The organism is Streptomyces tendae (assembly GCF_014650435.1).
Taxonomy (GTDB): Bacteria; Actinomycetota; Actinomycetes; order Streptomycetales; family Streptomycetaceae; genus Streptomyces; species Streptomyces tendae.
Genome location: NZ_BMUY01000007.1, coordinates 153,392 through 173,612, shown reverse-complemented (window position 1 = coordinate 173,612; position 20,221 = coordinate 153,392). Strand labels below are relative to the sequence as shown.

Sequence of the window (20,221 nt, the reverse complement as noted above, 5' to 3'; positions counted from 1 at the left end):
TCACCGACAGAAGAATCGGACGTCTTTCATCCTTTATGGGGCCGAGTCCGCAGTCGATACCCGGATTGCGGGGGGCATGGCCACGGGCCCGCCGGCCCGAACCAGGCCCAGGACCTCGTCGCGCAGGTCCCTCACCGTCTCCAGGGTGCGGGCCTCGACGTTGAGGCGCAGGAGGGGTTCGGTGTTGGAGGGGCGGAGGTTGAACCACCAGTCGGGTCCGGTGACGGTGAGGCCGTCGAGCTCGTCGACCGTGACGCCCGGCCGGTCCTGCCAGGCGGCGCGGACGGCGAGGATGCGGGCGGGCGGGTCGTCGACGGCCGAGTTGATCTCACCGGAGGCGGCGTAGCGGTCGAAGCGCCGGGTGAGGGACGACAACGGGCCCTCGTGAGAGCCGAGTTCGGCGAGGACGTGCAGCGCCGCGAGCATGCCGGTGTCGGCGTTCCAGAAGTCGGCGAAGTAGTAGTGCGCGGAGTGTTCGCCGCCGAACACGGCACCGGTGCGCGCCATCTCGGCCTTGATGAAGGAGTGGCCGACGCGAGTGCGCACGGGAGTCCCGCCCGCCTCGCGGATCACCTCGGGAACCGTGCGTGAGGTGATCAGGTTGTGCAGGACGGTGGCGCCCGGCCTCCGGTCCAGTTCGCGCAGGGCGACGAGTGCGGTGATCGCGGAGGGCGACACGGGTTCGCCCCGCTCGTCGACGACGAAGCACCGGTCGGCGTCACCGTCGAAGGCGAGGCCGAGGTCCGCACCCTCGGCGCGGACCCGCCGCCGGAGGTCCACGATGTTGGCCGGGTCGAGCGGGTTGGCCTCGTGGTGGGGGAAGCCGCCGTCCAGCTCGAAGTACAGGGGCACGACGTCCAGCGGCAGGCCCGCCAGGACCGTGGGCACGGTGTGACCGGCCATGCCGTTGCCCGCGTCGACGACGACCTTCAGCGGGCGGATGCCGGTCAGGTCGACGAGACCACGCAGGTGAGCCGCGTACTCGTCCAGCGTGTCGCGGTGGGTGAGGGTGCCGGGGCGCGGCACGGCCGGGGGCGGTCCGCCCGCGTCGGTCCACTGCTCGACCAGCGTGCGGATGTCCCGGAGCCCGCTGTCCTGGCCGACGGGCACGGCGCCGGCCCGGCACATCTTGATGCCGTTGTAGCGCGCGGGGTTGTGCGACGCGGTGAACATGGCGCCGGGCAGATCGAGGGTGCCGGAGGCGTAGTACAGCTGGTCCGTCGAGCACAGACCCGTCGCTACGACGTCCGCGCCCTGTGCCGTGGCTCCTCGCGCGAAGGCCCGTGCGAGGCCCGGCGAGGAGGCCCGCATGTCGTGTCCGGTCACGACGGCGCGGGGGCCGGTGACCTGGACGAACGCGGCCCCGAACAGTTCGGCCGTTCCCTCGTCCCACTGGTCCGGTACGACACCGCGCACGTCGTAGGCCTTGACGAGGGCGGACAGGTCGGTGTGCGGGGAGCGGTCAGCGGGGGCGGTCATGGGTGTCTCTTTCGTGCTGCTGCGGGGCGGGCGTGTCCAGGAGCCACAGGGCGGTGTCGGGTGGCAGGTCGTGGCCGTCGGTGGGGCCGCTGGCCAGTACCGGGCGGCCCGGCACGCCGAGTGCGGACCGGCGCAGCGGCTCGGTGCCGAGGTTGACGACGCAGGCCAGCGCGCCGCGCCGGAAGGCGAGGTGGGAGTCGTCGGGCGCCGAGTACCAGTGGGGCGGGGCCGTCGGGTCGGGCGCGGGGTGGGCGCGGCGCAGGCGCAGGGCGTCGCGGTACAGGGCGAGTGTCGAGTCGGGGTCGCGGTCCTGGGCGGCCACGGTGTGGCGGGCCCAGTCGTCCGGCTGCGGCAGCCAGGTGTCCCCGGGGCCGGCGGTGGTGAAGCCGTACGGGGCGCGGTCGCCGGACCAGGGCAGCGGGACGCGGGAGCCGTCGCGGCCCCGGTCGGTGTGTCCGGAGCGTTCCCACAGCGGGTCCCGGATGCGGTCGTCGGGGACGGTGGCCTGCGGCAGGCCGAGTTCCTCGCCCTGGTAGAGGTACGCCGAGCCGGGCAGCGCGAGCATGAGCAGGGCCGCGGCCCGGGCCCTGGCCGTCAAGCCGAGGCGGGTCACGGGGCGGACCGCGTCGTGGCTGGAGAGCAGCCAGGTGACCGATCCGCCGCCCGGTGCGGACAGCGAGGCGTCGATGACGCGGCGCAGCTCCGCCGGGTCCCAGGCCGCCTCCAGGAAGGCGAAGTTGAAGGCCTGGTGCATCTCGTCGGGGCGGATGTAGCGGGCGAGCCTTTCGGGGTCGAACACCGCGGCCTCGGCGACCATCACCCGCTGGCCCGGGGGCACCGCGCCGGGCGGTGCCGGGTGCGTGTCCAGCAGGGTGCGCCAGGCGCGGTACAGCGGGTGCAGCTCCTCCTGGTCGTAGTACGGCATGAGGTGGTTGCGCAGGGGGTCGCGGTGCTGGCCGGGTCCCGCGTCGGGCAGGCCCTCGGCCTTGAACAGCGCGTGGGCGACGTCGACACGGAAGCCGTCCACGCCCCGGTCCAGCCAGTACCGCAGGATGTCGGTGAAGGCGGAGCGCACGCCTTCGTCGCGCCAGTCGAGGTCGGGTTGTTCGGGGGCGTGCAGGTGGCAGTACCACTCACCGTCGGCGACCCGGGTCCAGGCGGGACCACCGAAGGCCGACTGCCAGTCGTTGGGCGGGAGTTCACCGTGTGCGCCGCGCCCGGGGCGGAACAGGTAGCGTCCGCGTTCCGGAGAGCCGGGTCCTGCCGTCAGCGCCGCCCGGAACCAGGGGTGCCGGTCGGAGGTGTGGTTGGGCACGAGGTCGACCATGAGCTTCAGGCCGAGGGCGTGGGCGCGGGCGGTGAGCCGGTCGAAGTCCGCGCCGGTGCCGAGGTCCGCGGCGACGCCGGTGTGGTCGGCGATGTCGTAGCCGCCGTCGGCGAGCGGGGACGGGTAGAAGGGGGTGATCCACACGGCGTCCGCGCCCAGTTCGGCGATGTGGCCGAGGCGTGCGGTGGCGCCGGCGAGGTCGCCGATGCCGTCGCCGTCCGAGTCGGCGAAGGCACGCGGGTACAGCTCGTAGCACACGGTGTCCTGCCACCAGCTCATGCGGGCTCCCCGGGGCGAGAGCCGGCCACGAGGGCCGGTACGGGCTGGGCGACGCCGGTGTCGGCGGCCAGCGTGGCGGCCTCGGCGACGGCCACCGCGGTGAGGCCCGCGCGGGCGTCGGCGACCGGGGTGCCGCCGTCGCGGGCGACGCGGATCAGGTCGGCGGCCGCGGCCCGGACGCTCTCGCGGTAGACGTACGGCTTGCGTGCCTCGCCGCCGAGGTCGAGCACGGCGCGGACGTGGTGCGGTGCGACCCGCTGCTCCCCGCGTCCGCGTACGGGGCGGGCGGTGCCGGCGTCGCGTTCCACGGCGACCGAGACGCGCTCGTCGCCGTGCGGGCGGAAGCCCTCCACGCGCAGCAGCGCCCCGGCCCGCGCGGGCAGTTGCTCCCAGGCCCGGGCGCCGTCCTCGTCGGTCCAGGCGGAGATCTCCGCGCGCACCGGGATCCAGCCGTCGATCCGGGTCTCGGCGAAGCCGTGGTCCAGGCGCATGAGCTGGCGTTCGCAGCGGTGGGCGTGGGTGAAGGAGTGCAGGTGGGAGGCGAGGACACCGCCCGGATGGAGCACGTCGGCGCTGACCATGTCGACGGGGCCGCCGCCGGGCCGCCGGACGGCGGTCGCGCGCACGCTGAGCGGGTCGGAGCCCAGGAGGGCGCGGGCCGCGTCGAAGAAGTGCACGCCGTGCTCGACGAAGGTGCCGCCGCTGTGCTCGCGGTCCCAGAACCAGTGGCCGGGGTCGAGGTCCTCGTCGGAGGCGTCGTTCTCGAACAGGAACCGGCGCGGGGGCGCGAGCAGTGCCTCGCCGATGAGCCGTTCCGCGGCTCGCAGCAGCGGGTTGTAGCGCAGCACGTGGTCGACGACGAGGACCCGGCCCGCGCGCTCGGCCTCGTCCGCCACCGCCTCGGCGTACCGGGCCGTGGTGGCCAGGGGCTTCTCGCAGAACACGTGCCGTCCGGCGCGCAGCGCGGCCGTGGCCATGGCGGCGTGCGCGGCCGGCGGGGTGGCGACGGCGACGACCGCCACCTCCTCGCGGGCCAGGAGTTCGTCCAGGCCGGCCAGGGCGGGGACGCCGTGCCGTCGGCCGAGGGCCGCCGCCCGCCGGGGGTCGGGGTCGGCGACGGCGACCGGACGCAGCCCCGGCAGGTCGGCGACGGCGTCCAGGAGGAACGCCCCGAAGCCGCCGCAGCCGACCAGGCCGAGGCCGAGCGGGGCCGTCGCCGGGCTCATGCGGTGCGCTCCAGCAGGGCGACGCCGATGTGGGCGTCGGCCATGCCGTAGAACACGTAGAGCTGTCCGTCGATCTCCTCGATGGCGGTGGGGAAGACGACGTTGGGGACGGTGCCGGCCCGCTCCTCCTCGGTCTCGGGTGCCATCAGCGGCTCCTCGGAGCGGGCGAGGACCTTCGCCGGGTCGGCCGGGTCGAGGATCATGGCGCCGGCCGCGTAGGACACCTTCTGGTTCTGCTCGAAGGGGTCCTCGATGTGTCCGGACACGCCGTGGTGGAGGAGCAGCCAGCCCTCGGGCACGCGCACGGGGGCGGGGCCGCCGCCGATCTTCAGCTCCTCCCAGGGGTGTTCGGACAGGGCGACGAGGCGGTGGTCGCGCGGTCGGGCCAGGGCCCGGATGTCGGCCTGGGCCTCGGCGACGGGGACGTAGGAGATCCAGATGCCGGGCCGTTCGTCACTGACACCGGCGGGCAGGTGGACGCCTTCGCCGGGCCGGAACCAGCCCAGGTCCCACATGGGACGGTGCAGCATCGCGTAGGCGGGCTCGCCGTCGGGACCGGGCACGGGCTCGGGGAAGTGGACGACGTCCTTGTTCGGGAAGAGGTTCAGGTCCGTGTCGAGGTCGGGCTGGTAGGCGAACTGGAGGGGGCCCAGCCGGGTCCAGTCGGTGAGGTTCTCGGACACGGCGAGGGCCGGCTTGGGGCCGAGCGGCCCGTAGGCGACGTAGGACATGACGTGCTTGCCGAGCGAGGGGATCCAGGTGACGCGCGGGTCCTCGACGCCCGCGTTGTTCCTGCCCCGCTCCCAGCCCTGGTCGGGGGCGAGGACGACGCCGCGCCGCTCGACACCGCTCGGGACGCCGTCGGTGAAGGTGACCTCGGCCAGTCCGACGCGGGAGACGTTGCCCTCGGCGACCAGGCGCGGCAGCAGGTGCAGGCGGCCGTCGGGGGTGCGTCCGGAGGCGGGGTTGAGGACGCCTTCCGCCTCGTTGGCCTCGCCGGGCAGCGGGGACATGACCAGGCCCTTGCGGACCAGGCGGTAGGGGATGCGCGCGGCGGCGCCGGTGGTGCTCATGGGGGAATCAGCCCTTTACTCCGGAGTCGATGTCGGTCGAGGTGAAGTGGCGCTGGAACAGCAGGAACAGGGCCACGGCGGGTGCGGCCAGCACACAGGCGCCGGCCAGCAGGGCGCCGGTCGGGTTTGCGACCGTGCCCTGGAGGTTGGACAGGAAGCTGGCCAGCGAGACGGCCAGGGGCTGCATGTCGGCGTCCTTGGTGACCAGGAAGGGCCACAGGAACTCGTTCCACGGGCCGATGAAGGTCAGCAGCATCGCGGTGAGCACGGCCGGCCGGGCCATCGGCAGCGCGACCTGCCACAGGATGCGCAGCTCACCCGCTCCGTCGAGGCGGGCGGCCTCGAAGAGGGACTGCGGCATCTGGAGGAAGAACTGCCGGAACAGGAAGACGGCCGTCGAGTTGATCGCGAACGGCAGGATCATCCCGATGTAGTTGTCGCCCAGCCCGTAGTCGCGGACGACGAGGACGTAGAGCGGCAGGGTGAGGAGTTGGAAGGGCACCATCTGCACCAGCAGCAGCGAGGCGAACACGGCACCGCGGCCGCGGAAGTGCAGTTGGGCCAGCGCGTATCCGGCGAGCACGCCGAAGACCAGCGTGCACAGCAGGACACCGATGGTCATGATGCCGGAGTTGACCAGTGAACGGCCGAGCGAGATGGCGCCGTTGACGGCGGTGTAGTTGGTGCCGGTGAGCCCGCTGGGCACGGCGGAGGACAGGTCGCCGGTGGTCGTCTTCCGCAGCGAGCCGACGATCATGTAGTAGAAGGGGAAGAGGAAGGCCACGGCGCCGGCCGCGAGCAGGAGGTACTTGGCGGCCGTCCCCCAGGGCCGGCGGGAGCCGCCGGGACGGGAGCGGTTCGCGGCGTGCGCGGTCTCTCTCTCCGGGGCCGGGGTGGTCGAGGCGCTCATGTCAGTTGCCCCTCTCGGTGAGCTTGCGGGCGGCCAGCGAGATGACGAGGACGAAGCCCACCAGCACCACGCCGAGCGCGGCGGCGAAGTCCGGGTGGCCCTGCTCGATGCCCTTCTGGTACATGAGCAGGACGGGCGAGGTGGAGGCGTGGTCGGGACCACCACCGCCGGTCAGCAGGTAGGGCTCGCTGAACAGGTTGGCGCCGGTGATGATCGCGTAGATGACGACCAGGGTCGTCGCGGGCCGCACGCCGGGCACGGTGACGGAGAAGAACTGCCGGACGCGGCCCGCGCCGTCGACGGAGGCGGCCTCGTAAAGTTCCCTGCCGACGTTCTGCAGTGCGGCGAGGTACAGCATCACGAAGAAGCCGAGCTGCTTCCAGGTCACGAAGAGGGCGATCATCGGCATGGCGAGGTGCGAGTTGACCAGCCACGAGGGGTCCGGTGCGTGGGAACCGAGGACGTTGTTCACGAACCCGTCCGTGCCGAACAGGAACTGCCACACCGCGACCAGGGCGACGCTCGCCGTGATGTACGGCAGGTAGTAGGCGGCGCGGAAGAACGCCCTGAACCGGATCTTCGCGTTCAGCGCGGCGGCCAGCACGAGCGACAGGAGCACGGTGAGCGGCACGTTGATGACGAGGAAGACGCCGATGTTCAGGAAGGCGCGGCCCACCACGGGATCGGTGAAGACGTCCCGGTAGTTGGACAGGCCCACCCAGGGCGAGTCGACGTGGGTGCCGGGGGCCGTGAAGTAGAAGCGGTGGACGGAGATCCACAGGGTGTACGCCAGCGGTACGGCGAAGACGACGAGCAGGAACAGCACGTACGGGGACACGAACAGCGCGCCGGCCCGGGAGCGGGCCCGGCCGTGGCGGGTGGCGGCGCCCTTGCGGGCCGGGCGGCCGCCGACGGGGCCGGCGGCGGTGGGGCTGAGGTTCGTCATGCCGGGTCCCCGTACTCGTCGAGCAGCTTGGTGATCTTGTCGGAGGCCTTGCGCAGCGCGGTGTCGGTGGACTCGTCGCCGAAGACGACGGACTTGGTCCACGCGTCGCGGAACGCCTGCCAGATGTCGACGGAGCCCGGCACGTTGGGGACTTCGACGATGCGTTCGGCCTGCCGGGCGAACGTCTTGTACAGGGGGTTCTTCGTGAAGAAGGCCGGGTAGCGGGCGGTGAGGTCCTCGCGCATCGGCATCTGCCCGGTCTCGTCGAGGAACTCGCCGTCCTGCTGGGCGGAGGTGGCGAACTTCAGCAGGTCCCAGGCGGTGGCCCGGTTGCGGCAGGCACTGAACATCGCCGCGGACTTCTCGTCGCCGAAGGAGTACGTGTCCTCGGGCGGCTTGCCCGTGGAGGTCGGTACGGGGACCACGCCGATGTCGACACTGTCCTTGTAGGCGGAGACGGCCCACGGGCCGACGGTGGCCATGGCGGCCTTCCCGTCGTTCAGGGCGTCGCCCGGGTACAGCTCCTGCGGGGCGAGTTTCTCCGCGTACAGGGTGCGCCAGAACGCGGCGGCCCGGCGGCCGGCCGGCGAGTCGAACTGCGGCTTGCCGTCCTCGACGAGCTGCCTGCCCCCGCTCTCCGCGGCGAAGGCCGGGTAGAAGTCGAACCAGGACTGGAAGAACTCGCTGCTGGGCGCGGGCCAGATGGCGGCCTTGGCGGCCCCGCTGCGGACGAGGGTGCGGGAGGTCTCCAGGAACTGGTCGTAGGTCGCCAGCCGGGGGTGCTCGGGGTCGAGCCCGGCCTTCTCGAAGATCTTCTTGTTGTAGAGGATCATCACCGGGTTGCTCTTCCAGGGCAGTTGGTAGAACTTGCCGTCCGGCGACCTGTACTGGTCCGTGAGGGCGCCGCCGCGCTCCTGGATGTAGGCGTCGCCGTCGGGGAACTCGCTGAGCGGCACCAGGCCGTTCTGCTTCTCGAAGGTCGGCACCGAGGCGGGCGCGGTGTTGAAGACCAGGCAGGCGCTCGTCCCCGCGATGATGGAGGCGCTGATGGCCTCCTCGGAGGTCTTGCCCGCCGGGATCTGCTGGGCCTTGACGTGCTCGCCCGGATGGCTCTTGTTCCAGGCGGCGATCATCTTCTCGCCCCAGGCCACCTCCTGGGCGTTGTTCGACAGCCAGACCGTGATGGGGCCGCGGGCGGTCGCGGCGGCCTCCGGGTCGGGGGCCGACCGGCCACAGGCGGTCGCGGTGCCCGCGAGCGCGAGCACCAGCAGCGCGTACGCCGTTCTCCTCAGCATGAAGACTCTCCGAACTGTTCACACCCGGCCTCGTCGCCGGGCGGGACATCCTTGGCCGCGCTCCCTGGGGCGGCGGCCCGGCGTCAGGGACGCGGTGCCGGGCCTATCGAGGCGCGGGGGACGAACTCGGCCGGCGGCAGCACGACATGTGCCACCTCCTCGCCGGCCAGGACCCGGTCCAGGGCCCGCGCCGCCGCCTCTCCCCACCCGCGTGCGTCGGCGCGGGCCGAGGACAGCGGGGGGTGGGTGTAGCGGGTGAGGGGGGTGTCGTCGTAGCCGACCACCGAGAGCCGGTCCGGGACCGCGACGCCCAGTTCCAGGGCGACGGACAGTCCGGCGGTCGCGGCCAGGTCGTTGCCGTAGACGATCGCGGTGGGCGGTTCGGCCAGCGTCAGCAGTTCGCGGGTGGCCCGCGCGCCGCCCTCCGCGGTGAAGCCGCCGGGCAGCACCGGCCCCTCGGGCAGCCCCAGCTCGCGCAGCGTCTCCTCCCAGGCCGACCGGCGCCGGTGCGCGTGGCGGAACTCCTGGGGTCCCTCGACGTGCGCGATACGGCGGTGGCCGAGTTCGGCGAGGCGCCGGACCGCCTCGACGTAGGCGGGCCGGTCGTCCAGGCTCACCGAGGTCAGTCCGTCGCCCCACTCGCTCTGTCCGACCACGACCGCCGGCAGTCCGAGCCGGTGGACCAGCGCGGGACGCGGGTCGTCGTGCCGCAGGTCGGTCAGGAGCACGCCGTCCACCCGGCGGTCGGCGGCGAGCCGTTCGTAGACGGACCGCTCCCGGTCCGGCGTGGTGAGGTGCACCATGAGTCCGTCGCCCCGCTCGCCGAGGGCGACCTCGACGCCGGCGATGAACGCCGGGAAGAACAGGTCGGTGCCGATGTCCTCGGGCTCGCGGGCGAGGACGAGTCCGAAGGCGCCCGCCTTGCCGAGGGACAGGGCCCGGGCCGGGCGGCTCGGTGTCCAGCCCAGTTCCGCCGCCGCGGCCAGGATGCGCTGCTTGGTCTCCTCGGCGATCCCCGGACGGTCGTTCAGGGCGAACGACACGGAGGTACGTGAGACACCCGCACGCCGTGCCACATCGGCGATGGTGGGCTGCTTGCGCGCCATGACGCTCCCGTCCTCCGCGCGGCCAGTGAGGCCGACGACTGCGTTCAAACCGGTTTAGAACCTCGAACGGCACACACTAAACCGGTTTGAGAAGCGGACGGTCAACCATTCACAGAGTGGCCCGCATCACATTCGACGGGACATGCGGAGGCGTGGCGCGAACGGCTTCGGGGGTTCGTGTCGCTACCGTCAAGGGGACGAACCGGTGCATATCCCATGGCTCCGGGCATGGCTCGTCCTTGGGAGGCAGGCGTGGCCGTCATGCATCTCCTGGCCGCGTCCGAGGGGGACCTCGCCGCGGCCAGGGCCCAGATGGGGTTCTCCCTCGCCTGGCACATCGTCGTCGCGTGTCTCGGGGTGGGCCTGCCCGCGCTCACCCTGATCGCCGAGTGGTACGGCATCCGTACCGGAAACCCCGCCCACCGGCTGCTGGCACGCAGGTGGGCGCGTGCGATGGGCGTGCTGTTCGCCGTGGGCGCCGTCTCCGGCACCATCCTCAGCTTCGAGATGGGGCTGCTGTGGCCCGGTCTGATGGGAACGTTCGGCCAGGTCATCGGGCTGCCCTTCGCGCTGGAGGGCATCGCCTTCTTCATCGAGGCCATCTTCCTGGGCATCTACCTCTACGCCTGGGACCGGCTGCCGCCCCGACGGCATCTGCTCACCGGACTGCCGATCGTGGTGGCGGGTGTCGCCTCGGCGTTCTTCGTGGTGTGCGCCAACGCCTGGATGAACCAACCCCGCGGCTTCGTGCTGCGCGAGGGGAAGGTCGTCGACGTGGACCCGTGGGCCGCCATGCTCAATCCGGCGAGTCCGCCGCAGACCGTGCACATGATCCTCGCCGCGTTCATGGTGGCGTCCTTCCTGACCGCCTCGGTCTACGCGGTCGCCCTGTTGCGGGGACGCCGGGACGCCTATCACAAGGCGGGGTTCTACATCCCGTTCACCCTGGGCGCCGTGGTGACGCCCTTTCAGCTCGTCGTGGGCGACTGGGCCGCCCGGTTCCTGGCGGAGTTCCAGCCGGCGAAACTCGCGGCGATCGAGGGGGTCTTCACCACCGGTTCGCATGTGCCGCTGACCCTCGGCGGCGTCGCTCGTGACGATGCCCTGCGCTACGGGCTGGAGATCCCCAACGGCCTGTCCCTGCTGGTCGGCTACTCGCCGAGCACCGTCGTCGAGGGCCTGGACAAGGTGCCGCGCAGCCAGTGGCCGCCGGTGACGGGCGTGCACTGGGCGTTCGACGTCATGGTGGGGATCGGACTGTTCCTGCTGGCCCTGGGGGCCTGGCTGCTGCTGTCCTGGTGGCGCGGGCGCCGCAGGCGGCGGGGCGAGCTGCTCGACCAGCGGGGGTCCCGGCTGTTCCTGACACTTGCCGCGGTCGGCGGTCCGGCCTCGGTGGTCGCGCTGGAGAGCGGCTGGTGCGTCACCGAACTCGGGCGGCAGCCCTGGATCGTCTGGGGAATCATGAGCGTGCGTGACGCCGTGAACCCGGCACCGGGGCTGATGACCGGTCTGTGGCTGGTGCTGATCGTCTACGCCGGCATGACCGTCGCCACCGTCTACGTCCTGCGCCGTCTGGCCAAGGGCACGGCCGTGCCTCTGGCTCCGCAGGAGCGGGACGTCGAGAGCTATCCGGTCGTATGACCGCCGCGCCGCCTCACGCCGCGCCGCGCCGTCCGCCCGCCCCGGCGGGCTCCCCCGGCGGCCGCGGCCACCACCCGAACCGCTTCTCGCGCCGCCCCGTCGGCCGTCACCGGAGGTGACCGTGCTCGCGAACACGGCTCTTGCTGTCATGTGGGTGGGCCTCACCTGCTACGCCCTGTTCGGCGGGGCGGACTTCGGGGCCGGCGTGTGGGACCTGCTCGCCGGCGGTTCCAGGCGCGGACTGCCGCAGCGCCGCCTGATCGAGCACAGCATCGGGCCCATCTGGGAAGCCAACCACGTGTGGCTCATCTTCGTGATCGTGCTGCTGTGGTCGGCGTTCTCCCCCGTGTTCGCCGCCGTCATGTCCACGCTCTACCTGCCGCTGACACTCGCCGCCCTGGGCATCATCGCGCGCGGGGCCGCGTTCGCCTTCCGCAAGGCGAGCACCGAGCTGTGGCAGCAGCGGCTGTTCGGGGCGTTCTTCGCCCTCTCCTCCCTGGTCACGCCGTTCTTCCTCGGCGCGGTCGCCGGGGCGGTCGCCTCCGGGCGGGTACCGCCGGGTCTCGCCGCCGGTGACGTGATCACCAGCTGGCTCAACCCCACCTCCGCCCTCGGCGGCGTCCTGGCGGTCACCACCTGCGCCCACCTCGCCGCGGTGTACCTGTGTGCCGACGCCGCCCGCGACGGCGAGCCGGCACTCGCCTCGCTCTTCGCCCGGCGCGCCGTCGTCAGCGGTCTGGTCAGCGGCGCCGTCGCGGGCGCCGGTGTCGCCGTGCTGCACGCCGACGCCCCCGAGCTCTTCCACGGGCTGACCCACCGCGCGCTGCCGCTGGTCGTGCTCAGCGCCGTCGCCGGTCTCGGCGGCCTTTTCCTGCTGCACCGCGACCGTTTCGTGGCGGCCCGTCCCGCATCGGCGCTGGCGGTCGCCGCGATCCTGTGGGCGTGGGGTGCGGCGCAGTACCCCGCGATGCTGGTCGGCGGAACGACGGTCGGGCAGGCCGCCTCGGACGATGCGGTCCTGGCGGCCTGCCTGGTGGTCCTGGCCGTGGGAGCCGTCCTGCTCGTCCCCTCCCTGTGGCTGCTGTACGCCACGTTCCAACGGCGCACGCCTGACACCGGACCCGGTTCTTCACCATCCTCCGGATCCTGAGGAAGCGGTGTACGCGGCGGCCACGGTCCGGGTACCGCACATCTCTCAGCGCAGTGACACGAGGGCGTCCGCCTGGGAGAGTCCGCTCTCCTCGACCACACCGCGCACGCTCTGGGCCTCGCGCACGAGGGCGAAGGCGACCCGGCCGTCGGCATCCGTCCGATAGCCGTACACGGCGGGCCGTGGCAGGGAGTTGTAGGAGAAGTGCGAGGAGAAGTAGTACGCCCCTGTGTCGTACAGCGCCACCACGTCGCCCGGCTCGACGAGCGGCAACTCCCGCCCGGTCGCCGTCAGATCGCCCGCGAAGCAGCACGGGCCCGCGATGTCGACGACCTCGGTCGGGCCCTCCTTGGGCCGGCCCGCGGCGTCGAACACGCCGACGCGCAGGGGCCAGGCGTCCGGCATGAAGACCGTGCGGGTGGCCACCTGGGCGCCTGCGTGCGTGACCGCGATCCGGCGGCCGCCGGCCGACTTGGTGTACTCGACGACCGAGCCGATGGTGCCGCTCTTGGCGAGCAGGGAACGGCCGAATTCGGTGATCAGGGCGTAGCGGCCGTCGAAGAGGCCGGGCACGGCGGTGCGCAGTTCGGCGGCGTGGTCCGCGTAGGTCGGGCGGTCGTCCTCGCTGTCGAAGTTGACGGGCAGGCCACCGCCGATGTCCAGTCCGGTGATCTGGGCGCGGCCCAGTTCCTTGTTGATGCGCTCGGCCAGTTCGTACGCCGCCCGTACCCCCTCGGCGATGAGCGGCAGCGGGCAGCCCTGGGAGCCGACGTGGGCGTGCAGCCGGTTGAGCCACGGCCGGCACGCGAAGGCGTCGATCACCGCGTCGACGGCTCCCTCGTCGCGCAGCGCGACGCCGAACTTGGAGGTGGCGGTCGCCGTGCTCATCGCACCGATGGCACCGGATCCGACCTGCGGGTTCACCCGCAGTCCGATGGGCCCGGCGGGCTCACGGCCGGCCAGCAGGCCGTCGACGCGGGTCATCTCCTGGAAGTTGTCCAGGTTGATCGCGATTCCGTGGGTCAGGGCGAACTCGAGCTCCTCGACCGTCTTGGCGGGGCTGTCGAAAACCAGCCGGTCGTAGGTGAAACCGGCCGCCAGGGCCTGTTCCAGCTCCCCCGGCGAGGCCACTTCGCACCCCATGCCGGCCTCCGCGAGCAACCGCAGGACCGGCACCAGTCCGCACGCCTTCGCCGCGAACGTGTGCTGCACCTCGGCCGGTCCCTCGAACGCCTCGTTCAGCGCCTCGACGGCGGCGAGCACGGCGTCCACGTCGAGGAGACCGACCAGGGGCGTTCGCGGGCCCAGCAGGCCGTCCTCGACGGCTCGTGCGAGCGCGGCCTCACGGGCCCTGGCGCGCCGGTGGGGGGAACCGGATGTCACTGTCAACACACTCCAGACGCATCGGTCGTGCGCGGCGCTCTTCGGGCGGCCGGCCGTTTCACCTGCCCAGCTTCGTGCCGCGAAGCCCGGCGTGTCTTCGTCCCGAGCGACCACGGTACGGTCGGTTTCCTGTCCGCTGCGACAGCTTAATGATCAAGATCTCCTCGGTGCACCAGGCGCTCCCGGGGTCGCCGGGGTCGTCATCCCGTGCGCCGTGCCAGCCGCAGTCCGATGTCCGCCAGGAAGCGCAGGGTGGGGTCGGCGAGGTCGACGCCGAACAGCTCCCGGGCCCGCCGCAGCCGGTACCGCAGGGTGTTCGGATGCACGTTCAGGCGTCTTGCGGCCGTGGCCGTGTCTCCGAACGCGTCGATGTGTGCGGCGACCGACGCGCCGTACTCCGAGCCGTGCGCCCGGTCGTGCTCCACCATGGCGTGCACCGGACCCGACAGGCTCTCCCACAACGGCGCGATCCGGTCGAGCACCCGCAGCGCGGACACCTCGGGAACCAGTTCGCCGAACGCCGCCACCGCGGACTCCACGTCCGCGGCCGGCAGTCGCGCGGCCCGCTCCCGAAGTACCCGCACCACCAGCTCCGCGGCCTCGCGCGACGCCGGCAGCCCGGAGAGGTCCGCCGCCACCGGGCCGACGCCCGCGAACACCACACCGCGCGGCATCGAGCGAGTCGCCGCCGGCAGGGCACGCGCCGGGTCCGGCTCGCCCTCGCCCGCCGGAAGCAGCACGTACAGCCGTCGCCCCGACCGGGCTGTCACACTGCCCGGCCGGTACGCCGCCGCCTGCAGCGCGAGCACGTCCAGTACCCGCTGCTCGGCGGCGCCCCCGGCTGCCGGAGCGGGCTCGCCCCGCAGCTCCCGGCTGTCGTACGCCTCCGCGACCATCACGGCGTACGGCCGCCCCGGCGCGACCCCGGCCTCGTGTGCGACGCGTGCCGCCTGCCCGCTCCCGTCGAGCAGCGCGTGCACCGCGCTCTCCCGTGCCCTGGCTGCGGCCCGGCCCCAGGTCTGGTGGTGGGCCAGATGCGGCACGGCGGCCCGCGCCGCGGTGTGCAGCGCCGCCGCCGCGTCCTCGGCCAGCGGCCGGCCGTCGGCGGCCGCCCAGAGCGACCCGAGGACCTCCGATCCATGGCGCACCGCGACCGCCAGCCGCTCCGCGTACCGGTCGTCGGCGGGCAGACGTACGACGCCGTCGGTGCTCCACAGTGCCTGGAAGAAGCCGCTCTCACGCAGCTCGTCCACGCGCCAGCGGGGGACCTCCTGTCCGAGGATCGTCAGCCTGCGCAGCGGATCGGGCTCATGGTCCATCCGCGAGTAGGCGAGCACTCGTGACCGCGGGTCCTCGATCGTGATGGCACCGCCGACCAGGGCCGCCACCGTGTTGGCGAGCCCCGGCAGGTCGCCGAGCCGCAGGCCCTCCACCCCGCTCGTGCCGGTCGGGGCGCTGTGCGCCAGGGCGGTGCGCAACTGCCCCAGCACCTCCGTCCACCCCTGCCCCGGCCGCCGGGTGAGCAGGGCCGTACGCCCCGAAGCGGCCGCCTCCAGCAACGCGGCCCGGGGCCCGCGGGCGCCTCGCCGCAGCACCACGGCCGCGGCTCCGGCCCGGTCGGCACCGCGCAGCACGTCGACCGCCTCCGGGGAGGCGACGTCCACCCCGACCGCGAGCAGGATCAGCCCGGACGCCGCCCAGCTGCCGTCATCCCGCTCCTCACCCGGGTCGTGCAGCACCACGTCGGCCACGGGAACCTGGGAGCCGCGCGGCGCGGCGACGACGTCCAGCATCCCGGGGGCGACCAGAGCGAGGATCTGCTCCAGCGACGGCCCGCTGTCGGACCGGTTCGGTTCCTGTGTTGCCATGCCTCCATCATGGTCGGCCACTGCAAGGCCGCCGCCGACGCCTTCACCCGCCTCGCCTGCCGGGTCCGGAAGTGCCGCGCCTCACCTCCCGGATGTCGCACCGCCGCCTTCCGCCACCCCGTAGGCTGGCAGGTGCAGCTGGTTCGCCCCGTCAGCCAGGCGGGGTGTCGCAAGAGGGAACCCGGTGGGAATCCGGGACTGCCCCGCAGCGGTGAGCGGGAACGACCGCCGTCACACGCACTGGGTCCGAGGTACCGGGCCCGGGAAGCGACGGCCAGTAGGAACCCTGACGTCGTCAGGACACGCCCGCGAGTCCGAAGACCTGCCACCTGCCCGGGTACGGACCCGTTCCGTACGCGGACATCCCGGTGACCTCGAGGGCGGGTCGGCGTACACATCGGACGGAGCGGCCGTGCTTGTGCCGCGCGGGTCGTGGCCGTCCGGTCCGTCGCTCCTTCGCGCTCTCGTCCCGCCGCCGGGATCTCAGGGATTCATCTCGCGAAGGAGATCTCCGTGACAGCGAAGTCGGCAGCCGTGGCGACACGGGCCACCGTGTACGGCTACCCGCGCCAGGGTCGCAACCGGGAACTGAAGAAGGCCGTCGAGGGCTACTGGAAGGGGCGCGTCGACGCCGAGGCCCTGCGGACCACCGCCGCCGGACTCCGGCGGAGCAACTGGCGGCAGCTCGCCGACGCCGGCCTCCACGAGGTGCCCACCGGCGACTTCTCGTACTACGACCACGTCCTCGACACCACCGTCATGGTCGGCGCGATCCCGGAGCGGCACCGCGCCGCCGTCGACGCCGAAGCGACGGACGGCTATTTCGCCATGGCCCGGGGCACCCAGGAGGTGGCGCCGCTGGAGATGACCAAGTGGTTCGACACCAATTACCACTACCTGGTCCCCGAGCTGGGCCCCGACACCGTCTTCACCGCCGACTCCGCCAAGCAGGTCGCCGAGCTGACCGAAGCCCTCGCTCTCGGGCTGAACGCACGGCCCGTGCTGGTCGGCCCCGTCACCTACCTCCTCCTGGCCAAGCCCGCCCCCGGCGTGCCCGCCGACTTCGAACCGCTGACGCTGCTGGACCGGCTGCTGCCCGTGTACGCCGAGGTCCTCGCCGATCTGCGGGCGGCCGGCGCCGAGTGGGTGCAACTCGACGAGCCCGCGCTGGTGCAGGACCGTACCCCGGCCGAACTGAACGCCGCCGAACGCTCCTACCGCGTGCTCGGCACCCCCACCGACCGGCCGAAGCTGCTCGTGGCCTCCTATTTCGACCGGCTCGGCGACGCGCTCGCGATCCTTGCCAAGGCGCCGGTCGAAGGGCTCGCCCTGGACTTCACCGGGGCGGCCGAAGCCAACCTCGACGCACTCGCCGCGGTCGGCGGGCTGCCCGGCAAGCGCCTGGTCGCCGGAGTCGTCGACGGCCGCAACGTCTGGATCAACGACCTGTCGAAGTCCTTGTCCACTCTCGGTACCCTCCTGGGGCTCGCCGACCGGGTCGACGCGGCCGCCTCGTGCTCCCTGCTGCACGTGCCGCTCGACGCGTCCGCCGAGCGGGACATCGAGCCGCAGATCCGGCGCTGGCTGGCCTTCGCCCGGCAGAAGGCCGCCGAGGTCGTCACGCTCGCCAAGGGCCTCGCCCAGGGCACCGGCGCCGTCTCCGCCGAACTCGCCGCCAACCGCGCCGACCTGGCCTCCCGCGCGGGATCACCGATCACCCGCGACCCGGCCGTACGAACCCGCGCCGAGGCAGTGACGGAGGCCGACACCCGCCGCTCCCAGCCGTACGCCGAACGGACCGCGGCGCAACGCGCCCGCCTCGGGCTGCCGTTGCTGCCCACGACGACCATCGGCTCCTTCCCGCAGACCGACGAACTCCGTACGGCCCGCGCCGACCTGCGAGCGGGCCGCGTCGACACCGGCGGCTACGAGGAGCGCATCAGGGCGGAGATCCAGGAGGTGATCTCGTTCCAGGAGAAGACCGGCATCGACGTCCTGGTGCACGGCGAGCCCGAACGCAACGACATGGTCCAGTACTTCGCCGAGCAGCTCACCGGCTGCCTCACCACCCGGCACGGCTGGGTCCAGTCCTACGGCACCCGCTACGTCCGTCCGCCGGTCCTGGCCGGGGACATCTCCCGGCCCGAGCCGATGACGGTGCGCTGGACGTCCTACGCCCAGTCGCTGACGGATCGCCCCGTCAAGGGCATGCTCACCGGGCCGGTCACCATGCTCGCCTGGTCCTTCGTCCGCGACGACCAGCACCTCGCCGACACCGCCCGCCAGGTCGCCCTCGCCCTGCGCGACGAGGTCGCCGACCTGGAGGCGGCCGGGACGGCGGTCGTCCAGGTCGACGAGCCGGCGCTGCGCGAGACGCTGCCGCTGCGGGCCGCCGACCGTGCGGCGTATCTGGCGTGGGCCACCGAGGCGTTCCGGCTCACCACCACCGGCGTGCGCCCGGACACCCAGATCCACACCCACATGTGCTACGCCGAGTTCGGCGACGTCGTGCAGGCCATCGACGACCTCGACGCCGACGTCATCAGCCTGGAGGCCGCCCGCTCCCACATGCAGGTCGCCCGCGAACTCGCCGCCCACGGCTACCCCCGCGAGGCCGGACCGGGGGTCTACGACATCCACTCCCCGCGCGTCCCGAGCGCCGGCGAGGCCGCGGACCTGTTGCGCACCGGCCTCGAGGCGATCCCCGCCGAACGGTTGTGGGTCAATCCCGACTGCGGCCTGAAGACCCGCGCCTGGTCCGAGACCCGGGCCTCGCTCGAGAACCTGGTCGCCGCCGCCCGCACCGTCCGGGGTGAACTGCCCGCCTCCTGAGCGAGAAGTCGGCCGGGCCGGGACGCCCGCGGGTGTCCCGGCCCTGGTGGCCCGGTTCAGGTGTCCCGGCCCGGGTGGCCCGGCTCAGGTCGACGGGCCGTCGTCGTCCGGCACCCGCCCCTCCTCCGAAGCCCCGGTGAGACGGCTGGCGAGGTGGTATTCCACGGTCACCTCGCGGTAGTCCTGCCCGGGGGCCACCCGCAGGGGGAGGTTGCCCCGCCCGGTACGGGACACCGACTCGCGCGCCCCGGTGCCGGTGAAGGAGACCCGGGTCCGTGGCGCCCGCTCGAAGCGCAGCCGGTCGCCGCTGACGACCGCGTCGAAGGAGACGCAAGGGCCGGAACCCGCCGGGTGCCCGGCGGAGGCATCAGGGGGCGGGGACAACGGCGTGAGTGTTCACGGCGGCTCCTCGCGCTTGCTGACACCCCGGCGCCCGACGGGCCGCGTGGCCCCGGACGCTTCGTCGCGGGTGCGGGGCCGCCCGGCCGATCGCCCGCTCTCGGCGTCAGGGCCGGCCCGTCCGGCCGTCCGACGCGCCGCCACGCCGCCCGCGCCCCGCGCGACCTCTCCGACGGCCTCACCGGCGCTGCCGCCGATGTCCTCGACCGCGGACCCGGCGTCCTCCGCGACCTCCCGGACGGCGCTCCCGGCGCCCCGGCCCACGTCGTCCACGGCCGACCCGACGCCGCGGGCCAGGTCCTCCAGGATCTGCGGATTGCGGTCGAGCGTGGTGAGGACCCGGTTGATGATCAGCGCGACGTTGTCCAGGCGGACCTTGAGCTGGGCCTGTGCCTCGACTCCCGAGATGCCGAGGTGGACCTGGTCGAGCGCGACGTCGGCGCCCACGTTCAGCTTGAGCAGGTCGAGCACCTCGGCCCGGAGGGACACCCGGGCCCGCAGGTTCTCCACGTCGAGGTTGAGCTCGTCGACCTTGAGCTGCGGAACGTCCAGGTATACGTCGGGGCCGCGCTCCTGCGAGGGCGGCCCCGCGTCGTACACCTCGTCGTCGTACACCTCGTCGTCGTACGGCTCCGGCTCCTGCGCGGCGTCCGTCGGGTGGTCGCCGCCGTTCTCGGCGTGCTGCTGCATCGCTGCGCCTCCGTGAACTCGCCCTTTCCGGATTTCACCCTGTTTGCACCAGTATGGCGCGGGTGGGTCCGGTGGGGCCGAGATCGGGCCGAACGGGTGGCCTGGGCCGTGGCCGAACGGGGACCGGGCACCTCAAAGGTGCCCCGCGGACCCCGCACGGGTGTCAGGCGTCGGTGACCGTCGTGGTCACCGGTGTGCCGACCTCGACGGTCCTGCTCACGGTGCAGAGCCGGTCGTGGGAGGCCCTGACCGCGCGGGGCAGGATCGAGCGGGCGCGCTCCGCTCCCTCGCCGTCCGGGAAGGTCACCGTGAACGCGACCTCGAGGTTCGTCAAGCGGTTGCCCAGGTCGTCGCTGACCTTGTCTCCCCTGACCGTCACGGAGAACCGGGTGGGCTCCGCGTGACGGCCGGTGGCGGCGTCGACGTCCACGGCCGAGCAGCCGCCGATCGCGGCCAGGAACAGCTCGACGGGGGTGAACCCGGTGTCCGGGCCGCTGTCCGGGGACGTACCGAATTCGATCGATCCGCCACGGGTGTTGGTCGCCACGAACCGGCCGCTGCTGGTGCGTTCGACGACGACGGAACGCTCCGAGTGTTCGCTCATGTCGTTCACACTA

The 20,221-nt window shown here is 72.9% G+C and carries 16 protein-coding genes and 1 riboswitch; of the genes, 3 read left to right on the top strand and 13 right to left on the bottom strand.

Annotated features, from left to right (window positions below; translation table 11 throughout):
* Nucleotides 1-33 precede the first annotated feature (33 nt).
* From IE258_RS19930 to IE258_RS19895, 8 genes are all read right to left on the bottom strand, one after another.
* On the bottom strand, nt 34-1,479 hold the full coding sequence (locus IE258_RS19930) for a phosphomannomutase/phosphoglucomutase (RefSeq protein ID WP_189745327.1): 1,446 nt from the start codon (nt 1,477-1,479) through the stop codon (nt 34-36).
* A complete protein-coding gene (locus tag IE258_RS19925; RefSeq protein WP_189745325.1) occupies nt 1,463-3,085 on the bottom strand; it encodes a glycoside hydrolase family 13 protein in 1,623 nt (540 codons plus the stop codon). Before IE258_RS19925 ends, IE258_RS19930 begins: the two co-directional genes overlap by 17 nt.
* Nucleotides 3,082-4,311 carry a Gfo/Idh/MocA family protein gene (locus IE258_RS19920; protein WP_189745323.1) on the bottom strand — a complete coding sequence of 410 codons (1,230 nt, stop codon included), beginning with the start codon at nt 4,309-4,311 and terminating at the stop codon, nt 3,082-3,084. The genes IE258_RS19925 and IE258_RS19920 overlap by 4 nt, the downstream gene beginning before the upstream one ends.
* Nucleotides 4,308-5,384 carry a glycoside hydrolase family 130 protein gene (locus IE258_RS19915; protein ID WP_189745322.1) on the bottom strand — a complete coding sequence of 359 codons (1,077 nt, stop codon included), beginning with the start codon at nt 5,382-5,384 and terminating at the stop codon, nt 4,308-4,310. The genes IE258_RS19920 and IE258_RS19915 overlap by 4 nt, the downstream gene beginning before the upstream one ends.
* A gap of 7 nt (nt 5,385-5,391) precedes the next feature.
* Complete coding sequence (locus IE258_RS19910; RefSeq protein WP_189745320.1) at nt 5,392-6,294, bottom strand: carbohydrate ABC transporter permease; 903 nt, start codon at nt 6,292-6,294, stop codon at nt 5,392-5,394.
* A 1-nt stretch (nt 6,295) separates the two neighbouring features.
* A complete protein-coding gene (locus tag IE258_RS19905) occupies nt 6,296-7,240 on the bottom strand; it encodes a carbohydrate ABC transporter permease (RefSeq protein WP_189745318.1) in 945 nt (314 codons plus the stop codon).
* Nucleotides 7,237-8,535: an extracellular solute-binding protein gene (locus tag IE258_RS19900; protein WP_189745316.1), complete on the bottom strand. Its 1,299-nt coding sequence runs from the start codon at nt 8,533-8,535 to the stop codon at nt 7,237-7,239. Before IE258_RS19900 ends, IE258_RS19905 begins: the two co-directional genes overlap by 4 nt.
* Nucleotides 8,536-8,618: 83 nt before the next feature.
* Nucleotides 8,619-9,641 carry a LacI family DNA-binding transcriptional regulator gene (locus tag IE258_RS19895; protein ID WP_189745314.1) on the bottom strand — a complete coding sequence of 341 codons (1,023 nt, stop codon included), beginning with the start codon at nt 9,639-9,641 and terminating at the stop codon, nt 8,619-8,621.
* A gap of 261 nt (nt 9,642-9,902) precedes the next feature.
* Here IE258_RS19895 and IE258_RS19890 point away from each other — a divergent pair, with 261 nt between their 5' ends.
* Both IE258_RS19890 and IE258_RS19885 read left to right on the top strand, forming a co-directional pair.
* Nucleotides 9,903-11,282 (top strand): cytochrome ubiquinol oxidase subunit I, encoded by a 1,380-nt coding sequence (locus tag IE258_RS19890; RefSeq protein WP_189745773.1) that lies wholly within the window; start codon nt 9,903-9,905, stop codon nt 11,280-11,282.
* 121 nt (nt 11,283-11,403) lie between these two features.
* Nucleotides 11,404-12,432: a cytochrome d ubiquinol oxidase subunit II gene (locus IE258_RS19885; RefSeq protein ID WP_229892258.1), complete on the top strand. Its 1,029-nt coding sequence runs from the start codon at nt 11,404-11,406 to the stop codon at nt 12,430-12,432.
* Nucleotides 12,433-12,477: 45 nt separating this feature from the next.
* Here IE258_RS19885 and IE258_RS19880 read toward each other — a convergent pair whose 3' ends face one another.
* Nucleotides 12,478-13,815, bottom strand: coding sequence for a type III PLP-dependent enzyme domain-containing protein (locus tag IE258_RS19880; protein ID WP_189745312.1), 1,338 nt, complete (start codon nt 13,813-13,815; stop codon nt 12,478-12,480).
* 200 nt (nt 13,816-14,015) lie between these two features.
* Nucleotides 14,016-15,683 (bottom strand): PucR family transcriptional regulator, encoded by a 1,668-nt coding sequence (locus IE258_RS19875; protein WP_189745310.1) that lies wholly within the window; start codon nt 15,681-15,683, stop codon nt 14,016-14,018.
* Between the two features lie 122 nt (nt 15,684-15,805).
* Nucleotides 15,806-16,027: riboswitch (cobalamin riboswitch) on the top strand.
* Nucleotides 16,028-16,196: 169 nt separating this feature from the next.
* Between IE258_RS19875 and metE the strand changes: the two genes are divergently transcribed.
* Nucleotides 16,197-18,515: a 5-methyltetrahydropteroyltriglutamate--homocysteine S-methyltransferase gene (metE, locus tag IE258_RS19870; RefSeq protein ID WP_189745307.1), complete on the top strand. Its 2,319-nt coding sequence runs from the start codon at nt 16,197-16,199 to the stop codon at nt 18,513-18,515.
* Between the two features lie 84 nt (nt 18,516-18,599).
* On the opposite strand, the gene IE258_RS19865 is transcribed toward metE, so the two are convergent.
* The 3 genes from IE258_RS19865 to IE258_RS19855 all read right to left on the bottom strand — a co-directional run bounded on the left by IE258_RS19865 (nt 18,600) and on the right by IE258_RS19855 (nt 20,208).
* Nucleotides 18,600-18,899, bottom strand: coding sequence for a hypothetical protein (locus tag IE258_RS19865; protein ID WP_189745305.1), 300 nt, complete (start codon nt 18,897-18,899; stop codon nt 18,600-18,602).
* 12 nt (nt 18,900-18,911) lie between these two features.
* Complete coding sequence (locus tag IE258_RS19860) at nt 18,912-19,604, bottom strand: TrbL/VirB6 family protein (protein WP_189745302.1); 693 nt, start codon at nt 19,602-19,604, stop codon at nt 18,912-18,914.
* Between the two features lie 163 nt (nt 19,605-19,767).
* On the bottom strand, nt 19,768-20,208 hold the full coding sequence (locus IE258_RS19855; protein WP_127891917.1) for an OsmC family protein: 441 nt from the start codon (nt 20,206-20,208) through the stop codon (nt 19,768-19,770).
* Nucleotides 20,209-20,221: the final 13 nt, after the last annotated feature.

Excerpts from the sequence above, each read along its gene's own strand:
- IE258_RS19930 (WP_189745327.1), bottom strand. The coding sequence starts at position 1,479 with ATGACCGCCCCCGCTGACCGCTCCCCGCACACCGACCTGTCCGCCCTC.
- IE258_RS19925 (WP_189745325.1), bottom strand. The coding sequence starts at position 3,085 with ATGAGCTGGTGGCAGGACACCGTGTGCTACGAGCTGTACCCGCGTGCC.
- IE258_RS19920 (WP_189745323.1), bottom strand. The coding sequence starts at position 4,311 with ATGAGCCCGGCGACGGCCCCGCTCGGCCTCGGCCTGGTCGGCTGCGGC.
- IE258_RS19915 (WP_189745322.1), bottom strand. The coding sequence starts at position 5,384 with ATGAGCACCACCGGCGCCGCCGCGCGCATCCCCTACCGCCTGGTCCGC.
- IE258_RS19910 (WP_189745320.1), bottom strand. The coding sequence starts at position 6,294 with ATGAGCGCCTCGACCACCCCGGCCCCGGAGAGAGAGACCGCGCACGCC.
- IE258_RS19905 (WP_189745318.1), bottom strand. The coding sequence starts at position 7,240 with ATGACGAACCTCAGCCCCACCGCCGCCGGCCCCGTCGGCGGCCGCCCG.
- IE258_RS19900 (WP_189745316.1), bottom strand. The coding sequence starts at position 8,535 with ATGCTGAGGAGAACGGCGTACGCGCTGCTGGTGCTCGCGCTCGCGGGC.
- IE258_RS19895 (WP_189745314.1), bottom strand. The coding sequence starts at position 9,641 with ATGGCGCGCAAGCAGCCCACCATCGCCGATGTGGCACGGCGTGCGGGT.
- IE258_RS19890 (WP_189745773.1), top strand. The coding sequence starts at position 9,903 with ATGCATCTCCTGGCCGCGTCCGAGGGGGACCTCGCCGCGGCCAGGGCC.
- IE258_RS19875 (WP_189745310.1), bottom strand. The coding sequence starts at position 15,683 with ATGGCAACACAGGAACCGAACCGGTCCGACAGCGGGCCGTCGCTGGAG.
- IE258_RS19860 (WP_189745302.1), bottom strand. The coding sequence starts at position 19,604 with ATGCAGCAGCACGCCGAGAACGGCGGCGACCACCCGACGGACGCCGCG.
- IE258_RS19855 (WP_127891917.1), bottom strand. The coding sequence starts at position 20,208 with ATGAGCGAACACTCGGAGCGTTCCGTCGTCGTCGAACGCACCAGCAGC.